Here is a 20,487-nt window from a genome sequence, read left to right on the forward strand (position 1 = left end):
TTGTCGGGTTAATTTGATAATAAAAAAAGGGAGAAAAAACATGAAAAAATTATTAGTAAGTTTATTAGCATTAGTTCTTATTGCAGGTTGTAGTTCAAAACCAGCAGAAACACCAGAACCAACTGCAACACCTGAAGAAACACCAGCAGAAACACCAGAAACAGAAGCAGAAACAGCTTATGAATTAGGCGTTTGGGAAGATACAAACTTTTCAAGTAAGACATTAAATATGCGTTTAACATTACCAGAGGGATGGACAGTTGAAAGTTCAGATTATCAACAAGCAGTTCTTGATGCAGGTGCTGAAGTAATGGATACCGATAAAGAAGATTTACAAGAAACATATTTGGAGTTTTTCTTAAAAGGACCAGACCAAGCATCTAGTATTCAAGGTATGTCACAGTATGTAGGGCCAGCAGGAAAAACATTTACACTAGGTTTATTAACTGAAACACTTAAGAGTCAACTTACTTCAGTAGAAGATTTTACTTATGAAGTTAAAGATGAAGGTACTGTAACAATTGGTGGAGAAGAATATGGATTTCTATATTTAGAAGAAACAAATTATGCACTTCATCAAAAGGTTTACTTTAGAGTAGTTGGTGAATATTTGTTCAATCTTACTGTAAGTACTTCACTTGAAGGCTTAGAAGTTACAGATGCATTTATTAGCAGTATTCAAACATACTAAGGTAATGAATATGATTAAAAAAATTGCACTAGTAGCACTATCGCTAATCTTACTTAGTGGATGTAGTGGTGCTGGAAAGAAACCTACTTTAGTAAATCAAAAAGAAGATGATGAAGCATATTCAATGTTGATGCAAGCTAACTTACTATCCGATGATGCATTTGCACCAACTGAAGTGGAAACAATAAAAATGATTGCATATATACCAGAAACAGCTAATTCGAATAGCTATGGTGATGGAATATATACTTATTCAAGTGGTATTAGTTTTACAGTTAGTTTAAATGATTATTTATTTGATTATGGAAAATATGCTGATGAAGCGATATTGGATTATAAAACGGATGTAGAGGATACATATGATTTGCTAGAAACCGTTTCAATTTCAGATATTACTTTTAATGAAGATCGTACTATTGCGTATTTTGATGCAGTACAATTGATAGAAAACTATGAATATGAAGCAACTGGACAATATACATTTATTTATCTACAAGAAGTTGGACCTAATCAACGTATATCTGTTCGAGTTACTATTGATTTAGCTGAGTGCGATAAATTTACTTCAGATATTTTAAATCAAATTGAAGAGTATTATGGCTTTATAATGAATTTTAATCAAGATGAAATTAAAGCAGCACAAGATGAGTATAACAATAATTTACCAGATGTTAGAAAAATTAGTGCTGGTGGAGTTAAATTTGAATTACCACGCTTTTATGAAGAAGATTATGCAGAAACAGATTATGCAGAAGATTACTATGCATATGGTTTAAACGGAGATGCATATGATGCTGAAAATAATATTTCATTCAATGTATTAGCTCAAGAAGAGTTAGTAGTAAATGAAGAAGATTTAATTTCAGTAGTTAATGAATTGTTTGTTGATGAACCATTGAAAGCGGAAGTAGGGAAATCTGATTTTCAATCAGCAGGAAAAGTAATAGTAAGTGTTAAATTGTCTTCAGATGATTTAATACGCCAAGGTTATATCGTTTATGCGGATGATTTACTAGTGTATGTTTATACTGATGGTAGTGGTTCGATAAGTGATGAACAATTGGAAGTAGTACACCATTTTATCGATACAATGGAGAATGCATACTAGTTAAAAATTTAATAAACTTGACAAACAGTTGAGTCATGATAAACTATGAATGTAAAAATAAAACTTGCCTGTTGCTGATGGTATGTGAGCACACAATGTAACAGGAATAACAAGTCAGGTCGACCATCTGGGCAATTCAATATCTTTTGGATTGCCTTTTGTTTATACTAGTGCGTAGGAGGTAAAAGTATATGGATGCTTATCGTGGATTTAAAGGTGGAAAATGGCAAGAATCAATTGATGTTAGAGACTTTATTCTTTCGAATTACAAAGAATATAGAGGTGATGATCAATTCTTAAAAGATGCGACAGATCGTACTAATAAATTGATGGAAGAAGTGAATGTACTTCTAAAAAAAGAACATGAAAACAATGGTGTTTTAAGTGTTGATACAGAAGTAATAACTTCACTTACTAATTTCAAACCTGGATATATTAATAAAGAATTAGAAATTATTGTAGGATTACAAACAGATGAACCACTAAAACGTGGAATTAATCCATTTGGTGGTATGCGTATGGCTAGAAGTGCAGTAGAGTCATATGGCTATAAAGTGTCTGATGATATTGAAGAACAATTTAAATATAAAACAACTCATAATGATGGGGTTTTTAGAGCTTATACTGATGAAATGCGTACAGCACGTAAAGTAGGACTAATTACAGGACTTCCTGATGCCTATGGTAGAGGTCGAATTATTGGCGATTATCGTAGAGTTGCGTTGTATGGTATTGATCACTTGATTGATGAAAAGAAAAAAGATAAAAATCTTCTTGGTCAACAATCTTTAGGGCAAGATGAAATTCGTCAATTAGAGGAACTATTCCAACAAATTACTTTCTTAGGCAAACTAAAAGAAATGGCACAAATGCATGGATTTGATATCTCAAAGCCAGCTACTAATGCAAAAGAAGCTATTCAATGGACATATTTTGCATATCTTGGTGCAATTAAAGAACAAAATGGTGCAGCAATGTCATTGGGTAGAGTAAGCACTTTCTTTGATATTTATTTTGAAAGAGATATTGAAGAAGGCATTTTAACTGAAGTTGAAGCACAGGAATTGATGGATCAATTTGTAATTAAATTGCGTTTAGCACGTCACTTAAGAACACCAGATTACAATGAATTATTTGGCGGTGATCCAATGTGGATTACTGAGGTATTGGGTGGTATGGCTACTGATGGTAGAAGTTTGGTTACTAAATCATCATTTAGAATGTTACATACACTTATTACTTTAGGTTCTGCTCCTGAGCCAAACTTAACTATTTTATGGTCACAAAAATTACCAGAAGGATTCAAAAACTTTTGTAGTAAAATATCGATTTTAACAGATTCAATTCAATATGAAAATGATGATGTAATGCGTCCAATTTATGGAGATGATTACGCTATTGCTTGTTGTGTATCGGCAATGAAAATAGGTAAACAAATGCAATTTTTTGGAGCACGATGCAACCTACCTAAGTTATTATTACTGGCTTTAAATGGTGGTATTGAAGAGAAAAAAGGTCTTGAACTTGGACCGAAAATGGATTCTGTTAAAGATAATGAACAATTAAACTATGATGAAGTTGTTAAACGTTTAGATGAGTATATGTCATGGCTTGCTGGCTTGTATGTAAATACAATGAATATTATCCACTATATGCATGATAAATATGCTTATGAGAAAACACAAATGGCATTGCATGATACAGAAGTAGAACGTTTTATGGCGTTTGGAGTGGCTGGTTTATCAGTTATTGCTGATTCATTGAGTGCAATTAAATATGCTAAAGTTACACCTATCAAAGGTGAAACAGGTATCATTGAAGACTTTACTATTGAGGGCGATTTCCCTAAATATGGTAATGATGATGATCGCGTAGATATAATCGCAAAAGATATCGTTGAAAAGTTTATAACTGAATTAAGAAAACATAAGACATATAGAAATGCAATTCATACATTATCAGTATTAACAATTACATCAAATGTAGTATATGGTAAGAAAACTGGTTCTACACCTGATGGAAGAAAAGCAGGGGAAGCTTTTGCGCCTGGTGCAAATCCTATGCATAATCGTGAAACAAGTGGTGCTGTTGCGGCACTTAATAGCGTTGCTAAGATTCCATATGAAGCTTGTCGTGATGGTATTTCAAATACGTTCTCAATTGTACCAAGTTCTCTTGGTTCAAAAGAAGATGAGCGCATCTGTAATTTGACAAATTTATTGGATGGATATTTTGTGCAAAATGCACATCACTTAAATGTTAATGTATTAAATAAGGAACAATTAATTGATGCATATGAAAATCCTGATAAATACCCTAACTTAACAATACGTGTTTCTGGTTATGCGGTTAATTTTCATCGTCTATCACGCGAACAACAAAAAGAAGTAATTCAACGTACATTCCATACAACATTATGATTGGTAGAATAAATTCATTTCATTCTTTTTCTACAAGTGATGGACCAGGTATTCGAGCTGTAATCTTTATGCAAGGTTGTCCTTTGCGTTGCAAATGTTGTCATAATCCTGAGACTTGGGCAATGCAGGGTGGCAAAGAAATGAGCGTAAATGACCTACTTAATAAAATAAGTAGGGGATTAAGCTATTATAAAACAGGCGGTGTGACTTGTAGTGGTGGTGAAGCTATTCTGCAAGCCCCATTTGTAAGTGAATTGTTCAAACGATGTCATGAAGAGTTAAATCTTCATACTACTCTTGATACAAGTGGTTGCGTTTTAAATGATGATGTTAAAGATTTGTTGAAAAATACAGATTTGGTATTGTTAGATATTAAAATGACTACTGAAGCTAAGTATCAAGATTTTGCAAAAGGTTCATTAAATCAAACCCTACGTTTTTTGGATTATCTAGAAGAGAATAAAATAAAAACATGGATTAGACATGTTGTAATACCTACAGTCAATGACACTGAGGAAGAGACAAAAGCATTGAAAATATTGCTTCAAAACTATACATGTATAGAAAAAGTTGATTTCTTACCATTTCGATCACTTTGTGACTCTAAGTATGAAGAATTAAATATAGATTTTCCATACATTGATATTAAAGATGCGACTGATAAAGATATCGAAAGAATTGAACAGTGGTATAAATAATTTGAGGACTATTCATTTAGAATAGTCTTTTTCTTGTGATGGGTGAAGTGTATAAATATACGAATTCAATAATTAGAGTTATACTAAAAAAGAAAGAAGGATAATTGTATGGAAAGAACACAAGGGAAATTAATACGGCAATATATAGGTATTGGATCTTTAGCGTTTACAGCTGTTTTATACATAGTATCAGGAGTTGCGTTTTTAGTATGGAAAAGTGAAATACCACAAATAGTTAAGTTTGTAATATTTGGTTATTCAATGGTAATGGGAATAACGGGTATACTTGGATGTTTTAGTAATTTTTCATTTTCGAAGTTATTAAGGGGTGCAATGCCAATAGCGTTTGGTTTTATATTTTTAGCATTTATTAATCAATTTTCTACATTATATGCGTTGTTTTTAGGTATTTATATTTTAATAATCGCAATCGTAAAAACAATTGATTACTCAATAAAATGTTCTAATAAAACACCAGGAAGAATTATGGAATTATTAAGTGCTATTGTTATTTATTTATTTGCATTGCCTTTATTATTCGCTCCAGGAATTAATATTAGAAGAGCCTTTTTAATCACTGGATTATTTTGCATATTTTATGGATTATCATTACTAGGTGATTTTATTGTTGAGATTGCGCCAATTAAACAAACAAATCGATTTAAAAAAAGAGTAAGAGTAAATTTGCCAGTATTTATGACAATGTTGATGCCGAAAAAAGCGATTAGTTATGTAAATAAATTATTGGCAGTAGATGAAGATGGAATTATTGAAGAAGATAGTTTTAAGGTAGATACGACACCAGGCATAGAAATATTTGTGCATGTAACGGAAAAAGGATTTGGTACAATTGGACATGCGGACATATGGTTTGAAGGAAGTATATATTGTTATGGTAATTATGATTTTCAATCAAGTAAGTTATTTGGGACAATTGGTGATGGAGTATTATTTACTACAAATGATCGCGATGAGTATATTAAGTTTTGTGCCAAAGAGACGGGAGACTCAATCTTTGCGTTTGGATTGAACATAAATGAAAGTCAAAAAGAAGCGATACGAAAAAGATTAAATGAATTATTTACTCATATATACCCATGGGAAAGTTTATATCAAAAAATGGAGCAAGGTGAAATCAAGTTAGACGAAGTACCTACTGATTATGCAAGTAATCTTTATAAAGCTACGCATGCAAAAATGTATAAGTTTAAAGATACTAGTTTTAAAACATACTTTGTACTTACAACAAATTGTGTAAAACTATCGGACTATGTAATCCGGGCTACAGGTATTGCTGCAGCTAATCCAAATGGAATTATGTCACCTGGAGCATATTATGATTATTTTAATCAACAATATCGTTTGAAGAATTCAATTGTAATATCAAAACAAACCTATCACCACAACGCAACGATTGAACATGAAAAAGCTTTGTAGAGTCAAAGCTTCATTCAACTGATAAAAATAGAACTAAAAGAAATAAACCACACAAATGTGTGGTTTATTCATGTCTAATCATTGCGACTTCTACTACCTACAATCATTAATAATCGTAGCAATTGCATAATAGATACTGATAATGCAGCTACATAAGTTAATGCTGCGGCATTTAATACTTTTTTAGAGCCTTCTATTTCTTCACTATCAAGAATAGAACTATTTTCTAATGCTAGAATAGCACGATGACTAGCGTCATATTCAGTAGGTAGTGTTACTAGTTGGAATAGAACACAGAAGCCAAATAAGAATACTCCAAGATAAGCTAAACTTGTAGATGAGAATAGTAATCCAATTAATACCAAAGGAAATGATAATTGTGATCCAATTTGTGTAACATTTACAATTGCAGCACGAAATTTAATTGGTCCATAATTTCTAGCGTATTGAATAGCGTGACCAGCTTCATGACATGCTACTCCGATTGCAGCTGTGGATGTACTACCATAAACTGAATCAGATAAGCGTATAACGTTTGCTTTAGGGTCGTAATGATCTGTTAAGTTGCCTTGTATGCGTAATATTTGTACATCACTACATCCATTTTCATCTAAAACTTTTCGGCATGCTTCTTCAGCTGTTATGCCTTTACGCGAGTATTGCGTAGAATAGCGTTTGTAAGTTCCGTTAACTCTTGATGATGCCCACAATGAGAAAATCACTGCAGGTAAAATCATGATTATGTAAGTCCAGTCAAATCCGTAATAAAACATGTGATTACCTCCAAAGTTAGTTTATCATAAATCTCAATAATCATAACAAATAATTGTGTGAACATTATGGTATTGATTGAGAAACACCAGGGTATGTGGTAGACTAAAAAAGAGGTGAAAACCATGAATAAAAAAAGAGTTATTCTTGTTAGTGGTATGTCTGGTGCGGGTAAAACAAGCGCTACAAATATCTTAGAAGATATGGGTTACCACTGTATTGACCAATTCCCAGTTCAAATTCTTGCGAATCTTGTGGATGTGATTGAATCTAGTAATGATCCACGATTTGACTATACAGCGCTTGCAACATCGGCAATAGATTTTCCAGAGTTTTTAAGAGCATTTAAAGGTGCTGATATGGATGTTAGGGTATTGTTTTTAGATGCATCTGATGATGTATTATTACATCGTTATAAATCAACACGTAGAACACATCCGTTATTGATTAGTAATACGGTAAATACACTTGAGGAAGCTATTAATGTTGAGCGTCAAATGTTTATTAAGTCAAAAGATAATACATTTGTAACAATAGATACAACATTTACTGACTTTAAGAGTTTAAAGATTAAAATAGAAAGTTATTTTAAGTTAAGAGAAGCGCCAACGTTTTCTATTAGTTTTGTATCCTTTGGATACAAAAATGGTGTACCCATGGATGCAGACTTGATGTTGGATGTAAGGTTTTTACCTAATCCATATTGGGTAGCCGAGTTGAGACCTTATTCTGGTGATGATGAACCGGTATATAAATATGTCATGGATAATGATCAAACGAAAGAGTTTATTAAACGATTAACATCATTTTTAGATTATGCATTTGAAGAATATGTAAAAGAAGGAAAGAATCATTTTACAGTAGCAATAGGTTGTACCGGTGGTCAACACCGTTCTGTAGCAATCACTAACTATCTATTTAACTTATATCGTAGTAAATATAATTGTTATAAGGAACATCGTGATAAACAAGGTTACTATGATGAAAAATAAAAAAGTAGTAGTAATTGGTGGAGGTCATGGACAATCTACCATTTTAAGAGGTATCAAGTATATTGATGATATTGATATCACAGCGATTGTAACAGTTGCGGATGATGGAGGTTCTACAGGTAGATTGCGTCAATACTTTAATGTGCCTGCCATGGGTGATATTCGTGGGGTATTGATTGCACTTGCAGAGAGTGAGTCATTGTTAAGTACTTTAATGGATTATCGTTTTGTTTCGGATGATAAAAATATCAATCCAGAGGAAGATGTTTTAGGACATAACTTAGGGAATCTTATCCTTGTGGCACTTGCTCAATCATGTGGTAACTTTGTAGAAGGCATTGAAATCATATCAAAGGTATTAAATGTACGTGGAGATATCGTACCATCAACATCGCAAGTAATTACTTTATATGCGATTATGGAAGATGGAACAATCGTACGAGGAGAAACAAACATACCAAAGATAAATAATAGAATTAAACATGTTTATTATGATGAACAAGTTAGAGCGAGTGAAAAAGCTGTTAAGGCTATTTTAGAAGCTGATTTAATTATTTATGGAATTGGCTCAGTATATACAAGTATATTGCCGAATATTATTATTCCAGAAATCAAAGAAGCATTGGAAAATACTGCGGGAAGAAAAGTATACTTTTGTAATGCAATGACACAGCCTGGGGAAACAACAAATTATCAAGTAGAGGATCATGTGGATGCATTAATTGATCATGGTACACCAGTGGATGCGATTGTTGTATCGAATGATAAGATACCTGATTTTATTATAAAACGTTATAAAGAAGAAAATAGTACACCAGTAACACTTGTTAGGAATACTCATAATTACGAGGTAATACAGGAGAATTTATTAGATTTCTCTAACAACCTAGTTCGACATGATAGTATGAAAATTAAATCGCTTGTTGAAAGGTTATTGAAGGATGTGGAAAAATAATGTCATTTACAACAGAGGTTAAACAAGAGATAGCGCAAAATGAATTAAAAGATTGTTGTAAAAAAGCAGAGCTTTCAGCCTTGATACAACTATGTTCAACGTTGTCTATTTCAAATAAAGGTTTAACATTACTAATAAAAACAGAGAATGCAACTACCGCAAAACGAACTTGGAAAATGTTGAAGGAATGTTATGGTGTTGAAACGGATTTATCAGTAATGAAAAAAATGAATTTAAAGAAGAACAATATTTATTATATTCGTGTATTAAATAAAGCGAGGGAAATACTAGAAGATTTAGGGTTATACTCTTCTAGAGGTTTGTTATCACATCCTTTACAAAGTATCGTTACAAAGGAGTGTTGTGCTAGAGCGTATTTAGCAGGAGCATTTATGGCTATGGGGAGTGTCAATGCACCACAAAAAACTAGTTATCACTTAGAAATAGGAACTAGTAGTAATGAACATGCGGAATTTATTGTAAAGGTTATGAATCGATTTGAACTTCCAGGTAAAACAATACTGCGTAGAAATCAACATGTTGTATACATTAAGGCAGCGGATAAAATATCAGATTTTTTAAGATTAATAGGAGCTTTTGAATCGTTAATGAAGTTTGAGGATATTCGTATACATCGTGATTTTAAAAATAGTTTAACGCGTTTAGATAACTGCGAAGTAGCAAATGAAGTTAAAAGCCAAAATGCAGCGAAAAAACAACTAGAAGATATTGCGGTGATTGAAGATGCTGGCAAAATGGAACTATTAGATGAACGCTTATTTGAAATTGCTATCTTAAGAAAAGAAAATCCTGAACTTAGCTTAAATGAACTAAGTAAAGAATATGAACGACAAAAAGGGGTAGTCATGAGCAAATCGGGGATGAAGCATCGTTTTACTAAGATCCAAGAATTAGCTGAGAAAATTAAAATGCAAAATAGTGTACATTCACAATAAGTACATTATAATTAAATGGAGGAAAATTTTATGAGACTACTTTATTTTATACTAATGGTATTTACATTCGTTATTTTATTCCAAATATTCTGGCCACTTATATTAGTGTTCGGAGCTTTAATAATTGGCTTTATTGCTTATGTTAACTATAAAGCAAAACGTGCCTATAAAGAGAATAGTGATACATTTTATGAGTCACAAACTGATCAAACTACTTTTCAAAACAATACTTATCAAGAAAGTGATGATTCTAATATCGAAAAACCAATTAATCATGGAAGTGTGATTGATGCCGAATATACAGAAAGAAGTCAATCGGATGAGCGAAATTGAGATAGAATTGTATCATGATTTTTTGCCAGTATCCATGGAGCAGTGGGAGAAAATCAAAGATTATTTAAAAATAAAACAATATGAAGAGAGTAATCATAATTTAGTTAATATGATTTTATGGCAAGAATGGTATCCTTTGTTTTGCGTAGAAAATGATCATTATTTACTTCTGCTGGGAATCCATGAGGGCGAACTATTTATCTATATGCCATTATGCAAAGATGAATACTTTGAAGAAGCAATCAGAAAAGCTAAATCTATTTTTGATACATATGGTGTTAAATTTGTATTGAGTTGCTTTACAAAGGAAGCAATGGATAAGGTATTAGAGATTTATCCAGAATATTGTATATGCCCTGCAAGAGAAAGTTTTGACTATGTGTACAAAGTTGAAAAACTTATGAGTTTTGCGGGTAAGAAATTGCAAAAGAAAAGAAATCATTTGAATGCATTCTATAAGGATTATGAGGGAAGATTTCAATACGAGAGTATGAATGAAACAAATGTAATTGAGTGTAAAGAATTTTTAGACAAATGGAAAGCAGAAACAGAGGATGCTTTTTTACAATCAGATCGTAAAGGAACTATGCGTATATTGGATTTATTTAACAGAATAGAATATCGTGGTGGTTGTATACGAATCGATGGCGAAATCCAAGCATTTGCGATTGGATCAGTATTATCGAATCGTATGTGTCAAGAAAATATTGAAAAAGCAAATCCTGAAATAAGAGGATTATATCAAGCGCTTATTAAAGAATTTTTGAGTCATGAGTTTAGTGAATTTGAGTACGTCAATCGTGAAGATGATATGGGGTACGATAATTTACGACAAGCTAAAATGGCTTATTATCCAGAATTCATGATTGAAAAATATCGTTTATGCAGAGAGGGTGAAGCCAGTGATTAAAAAAGCAGAAGTTGGTCAAACAAATACAATTAAGAAAATGTGGAACCAATGTTTTCCGCAAGAAGAAGAATCGTATATCGATTATTATTTTGATGAAGTATATAAACCTGATAATACAATTATTTTAATAGATAATGGTATTGTGCAATCATCTTTACAACGCATTCCACATGAAATGATGTTTAATAATCGTGTAATTCGCACATCGATGATTGTAGGTGTAACAACTCTTCCTCAATATCAAAAGCAAGGCAATATGAAAAAACTTATGAGTGTGGTTATGGATGAGATTGAGCATCAAGAATTAATTACTTTAGTTCAAGCTTACAATCCATCATTATATGAATCATATGGTTTTAAAATGATTTATAATCACAAGGAAGCAACATTCACAAGGAATCTTATTGAAAAAATAAGTAATGATGGTTGTAGCTATGATATTAGAAGTGAAGATATGTTACAACTATATGCAACATTTGTTAAACGGTTTAATGGCTACTACATTAGAGATGTTGAGAACTTTAATCAATTAAAAAAAGAAATAAGTGCACAACGTGGAAAAATCTTAGGTTACTATAATGAGAAAGGTCAACTACAAGCATATGCAACTTGTTTATTTACAAATAAAGAAGTTGTTATGGAAGAAATTATATACTTAAATAGTTTGGCTTTAACTAAATTAATAAACTTAGGATTACAAATACGCTCAGTTGTTAAAGTACATACAAGTGAGGTTGAAGATTTACGTATTATTTACCCAGGTGTTGAGGTTATTGATTATGGATTTACGATGGCAAGAGTAAATGATTACGATTTATTTAATCGCTTATATCAAGTACAATCTAAAACTATAGAAGAAGCATTTACTTCTAGTGGTAAGCCATTATATATGAATGAATTTTATTAGAAACAGTATTTTGTTATACTGTTTTTATTTTCTTGCTTGGGTATAATTAATAATGTAATTAGTGGAGGCAAAGTATGAAATATGATTTTGAAACAATAGTAAACCGAAGTAAGACAGGTTCATTAAAATGGAGTAGTGCTGAAAGACAATTGGGAAAAGCATGCACAATTCCACCATTATCAACTGCTGACATGGAGTTTGTGGCATGCCCTAGTGTTGAAAAGGCATTGATTAATGCAATTACTAATCAATGTGTTTTTGGATATACGGGGCAACCTGATGGCTATAGTGATGTTGTGATAGATTGGTTTAAAAAAGAACATACAGCCGACATTGAACCTGAATGGATATTTCAAACTTCTGGTGTAATTCAAGCTATTCATCATATTGTCACATGTTTTACAAATGAAGGTGATGGAATAATTGTACAAACACCGGTTTATCATCAGTTTATGAACATCATTAATCATACAAAACGAACGATCTTGGAAAATCCTTTGAAGATAGTTGATGGAAAATATTGTATGGATTATAAAGATTTAGAAGAAAAAGCTAAACAAGCAAAAATGATACTTCTATGCAGTCCACATAATCCTGTTGGAAGAGTATGGGATTATGAGGAGTTAATTAAAATTAAAGATATTGCGATTAAAAATAATCTAATCATTGTAGCGGATGAAATTCATTTTGATTTTACACATGGAAAAAAACATACTGTTTTTACTACGCTAGATAAAGATCATACAATACTTTGTACCTCACCAAGTAAAACATTTAATTTGGCAGGTTTAAATTTCGCTAATATAATTATTCCAAACAAAGATATAAGAGAAAAGTTACAAAAACATATGGATAATGAGGATATTCATATGCAAACATATTTTGGCTACTATGCGACAATGGGTGCTTATAGTGATTCAGGTAGCGAATGGAAGAATGAATTAAATGAAACAATTGAAAATAATTTTGTGCTAGTCAAAGCGTTTTTTAATGAAAAGTATCCAACATGTTATGTTTCGCCATTAGAGGGAACATATTTAGCGTGGATTGATTTAAGTTCATTTGGGTATAAAGAAAATGAAATACTTGATAAGTTAGTTTCAAAAGAAATATTTGTTGATAAAGGATCTTCTTTTGGAACTAATGGAGAATGTTTTATAAGGGTGAATTTAGCTTGCCCAACCGTGATAATTAAAGAAGTTTTAAAGCGTTTTGAAACATGTTTAATGAATAAATAATCAATTAATAACGAAGGTTAAATAAAGAATGAAATTTGATAAAAAATTTATTCGTAATATGTAAGCGCTTTATATCGATAATATGGCTATTTATCGGCATTATTTGAATAATTATTAGTTTTTTCACAATTGACAATTAGGGTCTAAAAAGACTATAATTTGTATGCATCATAGAGGAGGTCAATTAAAATGGCAGATGTTAAAGTAGCAATTAATGGTTTCGGTCGTATTGGACGTTTAGCGTTCAGACAAATGTTTGGAGCAGCAGGGTATGAAGTTGTAGCAATCAACGACTTAACAGATCCAAAAATGCTTGCACACTTATTAAAATATGATTCAGCACAAGGTCGTTACGATGGCCACACAGTTGTAGCTGGTGAAGCATCAATTACAGTTGATGGTAAAGAAATTAAGATTTTCAAAGAAGCAGACGCTTCTAAACTTCCTTGGGGAGATTTAGGTGTTGATGTAGTTCTTGAATGTACAGGATTCTACTTATCAAAAGCAAAAGCAGAAGCTCATATCACTGCTGGTGCTAAAAAAGTTGTTATCTCAGCTCCTGCTGGAAATGATTTACCAACAGTAGTATTTGGAGTAAACGAAGGTATTCTTACTGCTGAAGATACAATTATCTCAGCTGCATCTTGTACTACAAACTGCTTAGCTCCTATGGCTAACACATTAAACAAATTTGCACCTATTCAAAGTGGTATCATGACTACAGTTCATGCTTACACAGGTGACCAAATGGTTCTTGATGGACCTCATCGTAAAGGTGATTTACGTCGTGCTCGTGCTGCAGCTTGCAACATCGTTCCTAACTCAACTGGAGCAGCTAAAGCTATCGGTCTAGTAATTCCTGAATTAAACGGAAAACTTATCGGTTCTGCACAACGTGTACCAGTTCCTACAGGTTCAACTACAATTTTAGTAGCTGTTGTTAAAGGAACTGACGTTACTAAAGAAGGAATCAACGCTGCTATGAAAGCTGCTGCTAGTGATTCATTCGGTTACACAGAAGAAGAATTAGTATCAAGTGATATCATCGGTGAATCTCATGGTTCATTATTCGATGCTACACAAACAATGGTAACTAAAGTTAATGATGATACATTCCAAGTACAAGTAGTTTCTTGGTATGACAATGAAAACAGTTACACTAGCCAAATGGTTAGAACAATCAAATACTTCGCAAACATTAAATAAGTATTGGTACATTGAAACCGATAGAGAAATCTATCGGTTTTTCTATGCCTTAGAGGATAGAAAAGCCTTAATCAAGGGAACTAAAGGTTTGCTAAATAGATAAAAAGCAAGTAAAATAGAGTTGGTCGAAAGACGCATAAGATTAAGGAGTGACAGTTATGGTAAATAAGTTGCCTGAGAAGCTTCTCTTATTAAGAAAACATTTTGGTTTTTCACAACAAGAGATTGCTGATAAAATGGGTGTTAATGTTACTGAATATATGGGTTGGGAAAATGGTAGAACAATTTGTAATTTAGCACAGTTCAAATTGCTAGCTAATATTTTTCAAGTATCACTAGATGATATGCTTAAGAATACTACGGATATACCTTTGCCAAATCTATCGTTAGAAGATAGTATTCAAATTCCATTTATGAAGGATAGTGAAAGTTCTAATGTCGATATACCTTACATGGTTCAACCACAAAAGGAAAAACCAGTGCCGGTAAGTCAACATACAACTCAAATTAAACGTGTAAGTGAAGTTAAGGAAAAGGAAAAACCTGTTAATACAATTCATCGTGTTGATATAAATCAAAAACCAGTGAAAAAAAGTAAAAATAATAAGAAGTTGTATACAATCATTGGTGGAGTAATTGGCGCAATTGTTTTAATTGGAGCTATATTTTTCTTTTTAAATATGAATAAGGGTAATGATGGATTAAATCTTAAATTATCTCAAACTGATCGTTTAGCAACTACAGAAAAGTTCACTATTTATATTGCTGATAATCAATCAGCTAAAATGGTTGGGCAAGGTATTACTTTGAATGACTTTACTGATTTAGTGAAGATTAGTGCATATAAAGATTCAGTAGTTGGATTAAAATCTGATGGCACAGTTGTAGCGGCAGGCAGTAATTCATATGGGCAACTCGATGTTAAAGATATTAAAGATGCTACCGATGTATCAATTGGTTCTAAACATACTGTTGCAGCATTAAAAGATGGTAAAGTAACATGCGTTGGTGATAAAAATGCATGTGATGTTGAATCATGGGAAAATATTGTAGATGTAGAAGCTGGTAATGGTTTTACATTGGGTATTGATTCAGCTGGCAACGTAAAAGTTGCTGGCGCAGTAAATTCATCATCAACAATTGAATCTCAAAAGAGTGTAAAATCAATTGCGATTGGTGAAAATGAAATTGCCTTTTTAAATACATCAGGATCAGTAACAATGGTTTCTTATTCAGGAGCTACTACAACAAATACATCGACACTAAAAAATATTACTGAAGTAGCGGTAGGAAATGGTTTTGTCGCAGGACTAGGTAGTGATGGTAAAGTTCAAATTGTCACTACTAAAGAAGATTTAAGTAAGGCTGTTTCAGAGTGGACTGGAATTTCATGTATTGCAGCTTATAACAATACAATAGTAGGTTTCACATCTACTGGAAAAATGGTTGGTGCTGGTGATAACCAATACAACCAATATGTAAATGAAGCAGAAACTACTACAAAGGAACAATTGGAACAAGTTAAGAGTTTACAAACAACAATTGAAAAATCAAAATTAAACTTAACATGGGATAAAGTTGAGGGTGCTGATTATTATGAAGTATCAATTAACACAAATCCTGTTTATACAGCAAAATCAGTTGAAAACAAGTTATCAATTGATTTAAATAAATTAACAGATGGTAGTCACTATACCATTTCAATTACTGCATGTTCAAATGCGGATAAAGAACTAAACTCACAAGTATATACGGTTGATTATGCATATACTGCACCTACACCAGAGCCAACAGTTGAACCAACATACACATTAACAATCAAATACGTATATGATGATGATGTTAACTCTAAGATATCTCAAGACTATGTTATGACTTATAAAGAGGGTGAAAGTTATCGTGTAGAGAGTCCAAATATTCCAGGATATGATGCATTAAGAACGTTAGTGGAAGGCACAATGGGTGCTAAAAACGAAGAAATCACAGTTCGTTATAAAGCAAAAGCAGCTACTCCTTCTCCTACACCTACACCATTTCCAGATAATGATGGATGTGTAGCGAGTGGTGGTACATTTGATGCGGCAACAGGAAACTGTGCGTGTCCAGAAGGTTCTCAACTTGCGCCTGATAAAAAAGCATGTGTAAAAGTGGGGGAATAGTTATATGGATAAAATATGGTATGTAAGAAGTTCTAAAAGAAAAGGTGGACCTTTTACTGAAGAAGAACTTATACGTTTAATACGTCAAGAAATTATTGATGAAGAATATGAAATATGGAATCCAGAAATGAAAGCGTGGATGCGCTTAGTTGATAGTGTTTATTGTTTCTATATTCCTGAAAGAGAAGAATAAGAGTGAGCAATCACTCTTTTCTAATGCATCGATATACTTGTCTAAATATGAAGTTACATGTAAAATATATGACAGGTGAAGAAGATGAAAAAAATTAAAGAAATAAATTGGGAAAAAGTATTATTTATATTTGTAATGGCGAGTTTAGTTATATCAACTGTATTCATTGGATTTAAGATGGTTGTTGCGCCAGTATCGCTTGATACTGGTATGGAATATACTCGTGTGAAATCTGACTATACATTGATGTTTTTTCAATGTTTACTAGGAATTGTAGCAATGGTATTGCCAAGTATATTTGAGAAACAGTTTAAAGTAATTATTCCAAGTTATATGTTGGTACTTTATGTAATATTCTTATATTGTGCTATTTTCCTAGGTGAGGTAAGAAGTTATTATTATACTGTTAATCATTGGGACACTATTCTACATACATTTAGTGGGGGAATGCTAGGAGCTTTAGGCTTCTCATTTGTTTCTTTATTAAATCAAAGTAATAAAGTGCCAATGAATTTATCACCATTATTTGTAGCTATATTTGCATTTTGTTTTGCTGTTACAATGGGTGTTGTTTGGGAAATCTATGAATTTACATTTGATGGAATATTGCATCTAAATATGCAAAAATTCATGTTAGAAAATGGAACACAATTAATTGGTAGAGCTGCGTTAGCTGACACAATGAAAGATTTAATTGTAGATGCTGCAGGAGCGCTAGTGGTATCAATAGTTGGATATATATCTATGAAGACACAATCCGACTGGTTACAAAAAATTCAATTTAAACGTGCACATACAAAATAACCTTGTGCCAAAAAATAAAGTAGGATATACTACCTATAGAAACTGATGACTAGAATAGTAGGGTTAAAACAATCAATAGAGATAACTGGGTTGGTGGAACAGTTAGTGAGTATTAATTCGAAATGCCTCTAGGAAGGTTTATCCGATAAGTAGGATAAAACGTTTACTCGCGTTAAGAGATTGAGAAGTAAGAAAAGTGGAACCACGCAATGGCGTCTTTTTATAGGATGCCATTTTTATTTTGTAAGGAGGAAGAAAATATGCGATTATATAACACTAGAACATTAAAAATTGAAGAATTTAAACCATTAGTTGAAGGTGAAGTAAGTATGTATGTATGTGGACCTACAGTCTATAATCATATACATATTGGTAATGCTAGACCGATTATTGTTTTTGATACACTAAGACGTGTTTTTGAAGCGGAAGGATATAAGGTTAAATATGTTTCAAACTATACTGATGTGGATGATAAGATCATTAATAAAGCTCATGAGGAACATAAACATGAGGCTGAGATTACAGAAGAATATATTCAAGCGTACAATGATATTCGACATAAATTAAATGCTCATGATTTATATAGAACACCACGAGTTACTGAAACAATGGATGAAATAATTAAATTTATAGATGATCTAATTGAGTCAGGGCATGCATATGAAGCAGATGGAGATGTATTCTTTAGGGTTAACAGTGTAGATACTTATGGAGAAATATCACATCAAAATATTGATGATTTACAAGTTGGCGCAAGAATCGAAGAGAATGATAAAAAAGAATCACCACTAGATTTTGCTTTATGGAAAAAAACAGATATGGGCATTAAGTGGAATACTAAATGGGGTGAAGGAAGACCAGGATGGCATACGGAGTGTGTTGTCATGATTAATAAAGAATTTGGTAAAGATTTAATTGATATACATGGTGGAGGAATGGATTTAAAATTCCCACATCATGAAAATGAAGTTGCGCAATGCCGTGCGTTGCATAATACAACTCTAGCAAATTATTGGCTACATAATGGGATGATAAACATTGATGGTGTAAAGATGAGTAAATCATTAGGTAACTTTACATTAGCGAAAGATGTAATAAGTCATTCTAGTCCTGAACTTGTACGTTGGGTTATGTTGTCTGTTCATTATCGTATGGAGTTAAACTTTAGTGATGAAGTTTTTGAAACAGCACAAAAAGAATTAGATAAAGTATTAAATCCACTTAAACAAGCAATGGTAAAACTTGAATTACTAAATGAAAAAATTGGTACTGATTATGATCAAGATTTCTTTAGACAGTTTTTAGATGCTATGGATGATGATTTAAATACACCAAATGCATATGCAGTTATTTTTGAAACAGTTAAGAAATTGAATCAAACTCTACGTGTTAAAGAAATTGATAGTGTTGAGGTTAGTAAATATATCGTTACGGTTGAAAAGATGTTGGATGTATTGGGTATTGGTTATAACCGTATTACATTAACTGATGATGATAGAATGATCTTTAATGATTGGAATAGCGCAAAAGCAGAGAAGGATTTCGAAAAAGCTGATAAATATAGAAATATATTGATTGAAAGAGGAATACTGTAATGAAGACTAATGAAATCTCAGGGAGTACTCTTGCGTACTTAGGAGATGCTGTTTGGTCACTTTATGTAAGAGAATATTTAGTAGAAAAAGGATATAATCGTGCGAATGATCTACAAACTAAAAGTGTTAGATTTGTAAGTGCAAAAGCACAATCTAGTTTTTATCATAAATTACTGGATGAAGGATTCTTTCTTGCGGATGAATTAGATATATTTAAAAGAGGAAGAAATTATAAAAGTGATAGTGTTCCAAAGAATACAGACGTAACAACCTATAGAACTTCTACTGGGTTTGAAGCTGTGTTGGGATATTGGTATGTAGAAAAAAAGAATGATCGTCTTAATGAGTGTTGGGACAAAGTTAGGACATTTGTGGAGGTGTAATATGGCACAATATGTATACGGGAAAAACGTGATTCAACAAATACTTCGTGATAATAAGAAGATAGATGTATTGTATGTATCTGATAATCAGAAAGATATTGAACAAACAGCTAGAAAAAAAGGAATCCGAATTGAAAAAGCAGATCGTAAATATCTTGATAAATTATCAAATAATGGTAATCATCAAGGTGTTGTAGCTAAGGTTGAGGAATATAAGACAGTGTCTATTGATGAGATGCTTAAACGTATTCCTGAGGATAAATTAGGGTTTCTTGTCTTGTTGGATGAACTAGAAGATCCACATAATTTAGGAGCTATTTTAAGGACAGCTGATGCAGTTGGAGCAGATGGCATAATCATTAAGAAGAACAATGCAGTTGGTTTAACAGCGACCGTTGCAAAGGTATCTGCTGGAGCTATCGAAACTGTTCCTGTAGCGGATGTTACTAACTTAACTCAAACTCTTAAACAATTAAAAGAAAAGGGTTATTGGGTTGTGGGAACTGACATGAAGAATGCTCAAGATTATCGTCAACCAAAGTATGATACCCCAATCGTACTTGTTATTGGGAATGAGGGTAAAGGTATTTCGCGTCTTGTAAAAGAGGAATGTGATTTTTTAGTTCAGTTACCAATGGTAGGAGAAATATCATCACTAAATGCTTCAGTAGCATGTGGTATATTAATGTACGAGGTATATAATAAACGTTTCCCTTTATAAAGGAGAAATT

At 32.3% G+C, this 20,487-nt stretch carries 20 protein-coding genes and 1 other annotated feature; of the genes, 19 read left to right on the top strand and 1 reads right to left on the bottom strand.

All coding sequences use genetic code 11. The annotated features are described in order from the left end of the window. The first annotated feature begins 40 nt into the window (after nucleotides 1-40). The 5 genes from RR430_RS00990 to RR430_RS01010 all read left to right on the top strand — a co-directional run bounded on the left by RR430_RS00990 (nucleotide 41) and on the right by RR430_RS01010 (nucleotide 6,354). Nucleotides 41-691 (top strand): hypothetical protein, encoded by a 651-nt coding sequence (locus RR430_RS00990; protein WP_332487131.1) that lies wholly within the window; start codon nucleotides 41-43, stop codon nucleotides 689-691. Between the two features lie 10 nt (nucleotides 692-701). After that, the gene (locus tag RR430_RS00995) at nucleotides 702-1,799 is read left to right on the top strand and encodes a hypothetical protein (protein ID WP_332487132.1); all 1,098 of its coding nucleotides are present in this window, start codon (nucleotides 702-704) and stop codon (nucleotides 1,797-1,799) included. Nucleotides 1,800-1,990: 191 nt separating this feature from the next. Then, nucleotides 1,991-4,219, top strand: coding sequence for a formate C-acetyltransferase (pflB, locus tag RR430_RS01000; protein WP_332487133.1), 2,229 nt, complete (start codon nucleotides 1,991-1,993; stop codon nucleotides 4,217-4,219). Next, a complete protein-coding gene (gene pflA, locus RR430_RS01005; protein ID WP_332487134.1) occupies nucleotides 4,216-4,917 on the top strand; it encodes a pyruvate formate-lyase-activating protein in 702 nt (233 codons plus the stop codon). The genes pflB and pflA overlap by 4 nt, the downstream gene beginning before the upstream one ends. Nucleotides 4,918-5,025: 108 nt before the next feature. Further along, on the top strand, nucleotides 5,026-6,354 hold the full coding sequence (locus RR430_RS01010) for an HdeD family acid-resistance protein (RefSeq protein ID WP_332487135.1): 1,329 nt from the start codon (nucleotides 5,026-5,028) through the stop codon (nucleotides 6,352-6,354). A 74-nt stretch (nucleotides 6,355-6,428) separates the two neighbouring features. On the opposite strand, the gene RR430_RS01015 is transcribed toward RR430_RS01010, so the two are convergent. After that, nucleotides 6,429-7,127, bottom strand: coding sequence for a zinc metallopeptidase (locus RR430_RS01015; protein WP_332487136.1), 699 nt, complete (start codon nucleotides 7,125-7,127; stop codon nucleotides 6,429-6,431). 123 nt (nucleotides 7,128-7,250) lie between these two features. Here RR430_RS01015 and rapZ point away from each other — a divergent pair, with 123 nt between their 5' ends. The 14 genes from rapZ to rlmB all read left to right on the top strand — a co-directional run bounded on the left by rapZ (nucleotide 7,251) and on the right by rlmB (nucleotide 20,477). Further along, complete coding sequence (gene rapZ / locus RR430_RS01020; protein ID WP_332487137.1) at nucleotides 7,251-8,117, top strand: RNase adapter RapZ; 867 nt, start codon at nucleotides 7,251-7,253, stop codon at nucleotides 8,115-8,117. Next, entirely contained in the window at nucleotides 8,107-9,072 is a 966-nt protein-coding gene (locus RR430_RS01025; RefSeq protein WP_332487138.1) for a gluconeogenesis factor YvcK family protein, read from the top strand. Before rapZ ends, RR430_RS01025 begins: the two co-directional genes overlap by 11 nt. Beyond that, nucleotides 9,072-10,028 carry a DNA-binding protein WhiA gene (gene whiA, locus RR430_RS01030; protein ID WP_332487139.1) on the top strand — a complete coding sequence of 319 codons (957 nt, stop codon included), beginning with the start codon at nucleotides 9,072-9,074 and terminating at the stop codon, nucleotides 10,026-10,028. The genes RR430_RS01025 and whiA overlap by 1 nt, the downstream gene beginning before the upstream one ends. A 30-nt stretch (nucleotides 10,029-10,058) precedes the next feature. After that, nucleotides 10,059-10,361, top strand: coding sequence for a hypothetical protein (locus RR430_RS01035; protein ID WP_332487140.1), 303 nt, complete (start codon nucleotides 10,059-10,061; stop codon nucleotides 10,359-10,361). Then, the gene (locus tag RR430_RS01040; protein ID WP_332487141.1) at nucleotides 10,348-11,271 is read left to right on the top strand and encodes a DUF2156 domain-containing protein; all 924 of its coding nucleotides are present in this window, start codon (nucleotides 10,348-10,350) and stop codon (nucleotides 11,269-11,271) included. Before RR430_RS01035 ends, RR430_RS01040 begins: the two co-directional genes overlap by 14 nt. Next, nucleotides 11,264-12,178, top strand: coding sequence for a GNAT family N-acetyltransferase (locus RR430_RS01045; RefSeq protein ID WP_332487142.1), 915 nt, complete (start codon nucleotides 11,264-11,266; stop codon nucleotides 12,176-12,178). Before RR430_RS01040 ends, RR430_RS01045 begins: the two co-directional genes overlap by 8 nt. Before the next feature lie 74 nt (nucleotides 12,179-12,252). Further along, nucleotides 12,253-13,416 carry a MalY/PatB family protein gene (locus RR430_RS01050; protein WP_332487143.1) on the top strand — a complete coding sequence of 388 codons (1,164 nt, stop codon included), beginning with the start codon at nucleotides 12,253-12,255 and terminating at the stop codon, nucleotides 13,414-13,416. A gap of 189 nt (nucleotides 13,417-13,605) precedes the next feature. After that, on the top strand, nucleotides 13,606-14,622 hold the full coding sequence (gene gap, locus RR430_RS01055) for a type I glyceraldehyde-3-phosphate dehydrogenase (protein WP_332508560.1): 1,017 nt from the start codon (nucleotides 13,606-13,608) through the stop codon (nucleotides 14,620-14,622). A 158-nt stretch (nucleotides 14,623-14,780) separates the two neighbouring features. After that, entirely contained in the window at nucleotides 14,781-16,781 is a 2,001-nt protein-coding gene (locus RR430_RS01060; protein WP_332488617.1) for a helix-turn-helix domain-containing protein, read from the top strand. Nucleotides 16,782-16,785: 4 nt separating this feature from the next. After that, the gene (locus RR430_RS01065) at nucleotides 16,786-16,974 is read left to right on the top strand and encodes a GYF domain-containing protein (RefSeq protein WP_332488616.1); all 189 of its coding nucleotides are present in this window, start codon (nucleotides 16,786-16,788) and stop codon (nucleotides 16,972-16,974) included. Between the two features lie 84 nt (nucleotides 16,975-17,058). After that, nucleotides 17,059-17,778: a hypothetical protein gene (locus tag RR430_RS01070; RefSeq protein ID WP_332488615.1), complete on the top strand. Its 720-nt coding sequence runs from the start codon at nucleotides 17,059-17,061 to the stop codon at nucleotides 17,776-17,778. A 36-nt stretch (nucleotides 17,779-17,814) separates the two neighbouring features. Then, nucleotides 17,815-18,001: a binding site (T-box leader), on the top strand. Nucleotides 18,002-18,038: 37 nt separating this feature from the next. After that, complete coding sequence (gene cysS / locus RR430_RS01075; RefSeq protein ID WP_332488613.1) at nucleotides 18,039-19,373, top strand: cysteine--tRNA ligase; 1,335 nt, start codon at nucleotides 18,039-18,041, stop codon at nucleotides 19,371-19,373. Continuing rightward, entirely contained in the window at nucleotides 19,373-19,756 is a 384-nt protein-coding gene (locus tag RR430_RS01080; protein WP_332488612.1) for a Mini-ribonuclease 3, read from the top strand. The genes cysS and RR430_RS01080 overlap by 1 nt, the downstream gene beginning before the upstream one ends. A gap of 1 nt (nucleotide 19,757) precedes the next feature. Beyond that, entirely contained in the window at nucleotides 19,758-20,477 is a 720-nt protein-coding gene (rlmB, locus tag RR430_RS01085) for a 23S rRNA (guanosine(2251)-2'-O)-methyltransferase RlmB (RefSeq protein WP_332488611.1), read from the top strand. The last annotated feature ends 10 nt before the right edge of the window (nucleotides 20,478-20,487 follow it).

The sequence above is a fragment of the Anaerorhabdus sp. genome (assembly GCF_036641015.1).
In the GTDB taxonomy this organism is placed as follows: Bacteria; Bacillota_I; Bacilli_A; order Erysipelotrichales; family Erysipelotrichaceae; genus Anaerorhabdus.

Coding starts and splice junctions, on each gene's coding strand:
- cysS (WP_332488613.1), top strand. CDS start 18,039: ATGCGATTATATAACACTAGAACATTAAAAATTGAAGAATTTAAACCA.
- RR430_RS01060 (WP_332488617.1), top strand. CDS start 14,781: ATGGTAAATAAGTTGCCTGAGAAGCTTCTCTTATTAAGAAAACATTTT.
- RR430_RS00995 (WP_332487132.1), top strand. CDS start 702: ATGATTAAAAAAATTGCACTAGTAGCACTATCGCTAATCTTACTTAGT.
- RR430_RS01010 (WP_332487135.1), top strand. CDS start 5,026: ATGGAAAGAACACAAGGGAAATTAATACGGCAATATATAGGTATTGGA.
- rlmB (WP_332488611.1), top strand. CDS start 19,758: ATGGCACAATATGTATACGGGAAAAACGTGATTCAACAAATACTTCGT.
- pflB (WP_332487133.1), top strand. CDS start 1,991: ATGGATGCTTATCGTGGATTTAAAGGTGGAAAATGGCAAGAATCAATT.
- rapZ (WP_332487137.1), top strand. CDS start 7,251: ATGAATAAAAAAAGAGTTATTCTTGTTAGTGGTATGTCTGGTGCGGGT.
- RR430_RS01070 (WP_332488615.1), top strand. CDS start 17,059: ATGAAAAAAATTAAAGAAATAAATTGGGAAAAAGTATTATTTATATTT.
- gap (WP_332508560.1), top strand. CDS start 13,606: ATGGCAGATGTTAAAGTAGCAATTAATGGTTTCGGTCGTATTGGACGT.
- RR430_RS01050 (WP_332487143.1), top strand. CDS start 12,253: ATGAAATATGATTTTGAAACAATAGTAAACCGAAGTAAGACAGGTTCA.
- RR430_RS01035 (WP_332487140.1), top strand. CDS start 10,059: ATGAGACTACTTTATTTTATACTAATGGTATTTACATTCGTTATTTTA.
- whiA (WP_332487139.1), top strand. CDS start 9,072: ATGTCATTTACAACAGAGGTTAAACAAGAGATAGCGCAAAATGAATTA.
- pflA (WP_332487134.1), top strand. CDS start 4,216: ATGATTGGTAGAATAAATTCATTTCATTCTTTTTCTACAAGTGATGGA.
- RR430_RS01040 (WP_332487141.1), top strand. CDS start 10,348: ATGAGCGAAATTGAGATAGAATTGTATCATGATTTTTTGCCAGTATCC.
- RR430_RS01065 (WP_332488616.1), top strand. CDS start 16,786: ATGGATAAAATATGGTATGTAAGAAGTTCTAAAAGAAAAGGTGGACCT.
- RR430_RS00990 (WP_332487131.1), top strand. CDS start 41: ATGAAAAAATTATTAGTAAGTTTATTAGCATTAGTTCTTATTGCAGGT.
- RR430_RS01015 (WP_332487136.1), bottom strand. CDS start 7,127: ATGTTTTATTACGGATTTGACTGGACTTACATAATCATGATTTTACCT.
- RR430_RS01025 (WP_332487138.1), top strand. CDS start 8,107: ATGAAAAATAAAAAAGTAGTAGTAATTGGTGGAGGTCATGGACAATCT.
- RR430_RS01080 (WP_332488612.1), top strand. CDS start 19,373: ATGAAGACTAATGAAATCTCAGGGAGTACTCTTGCGTACTTAGGAGAT.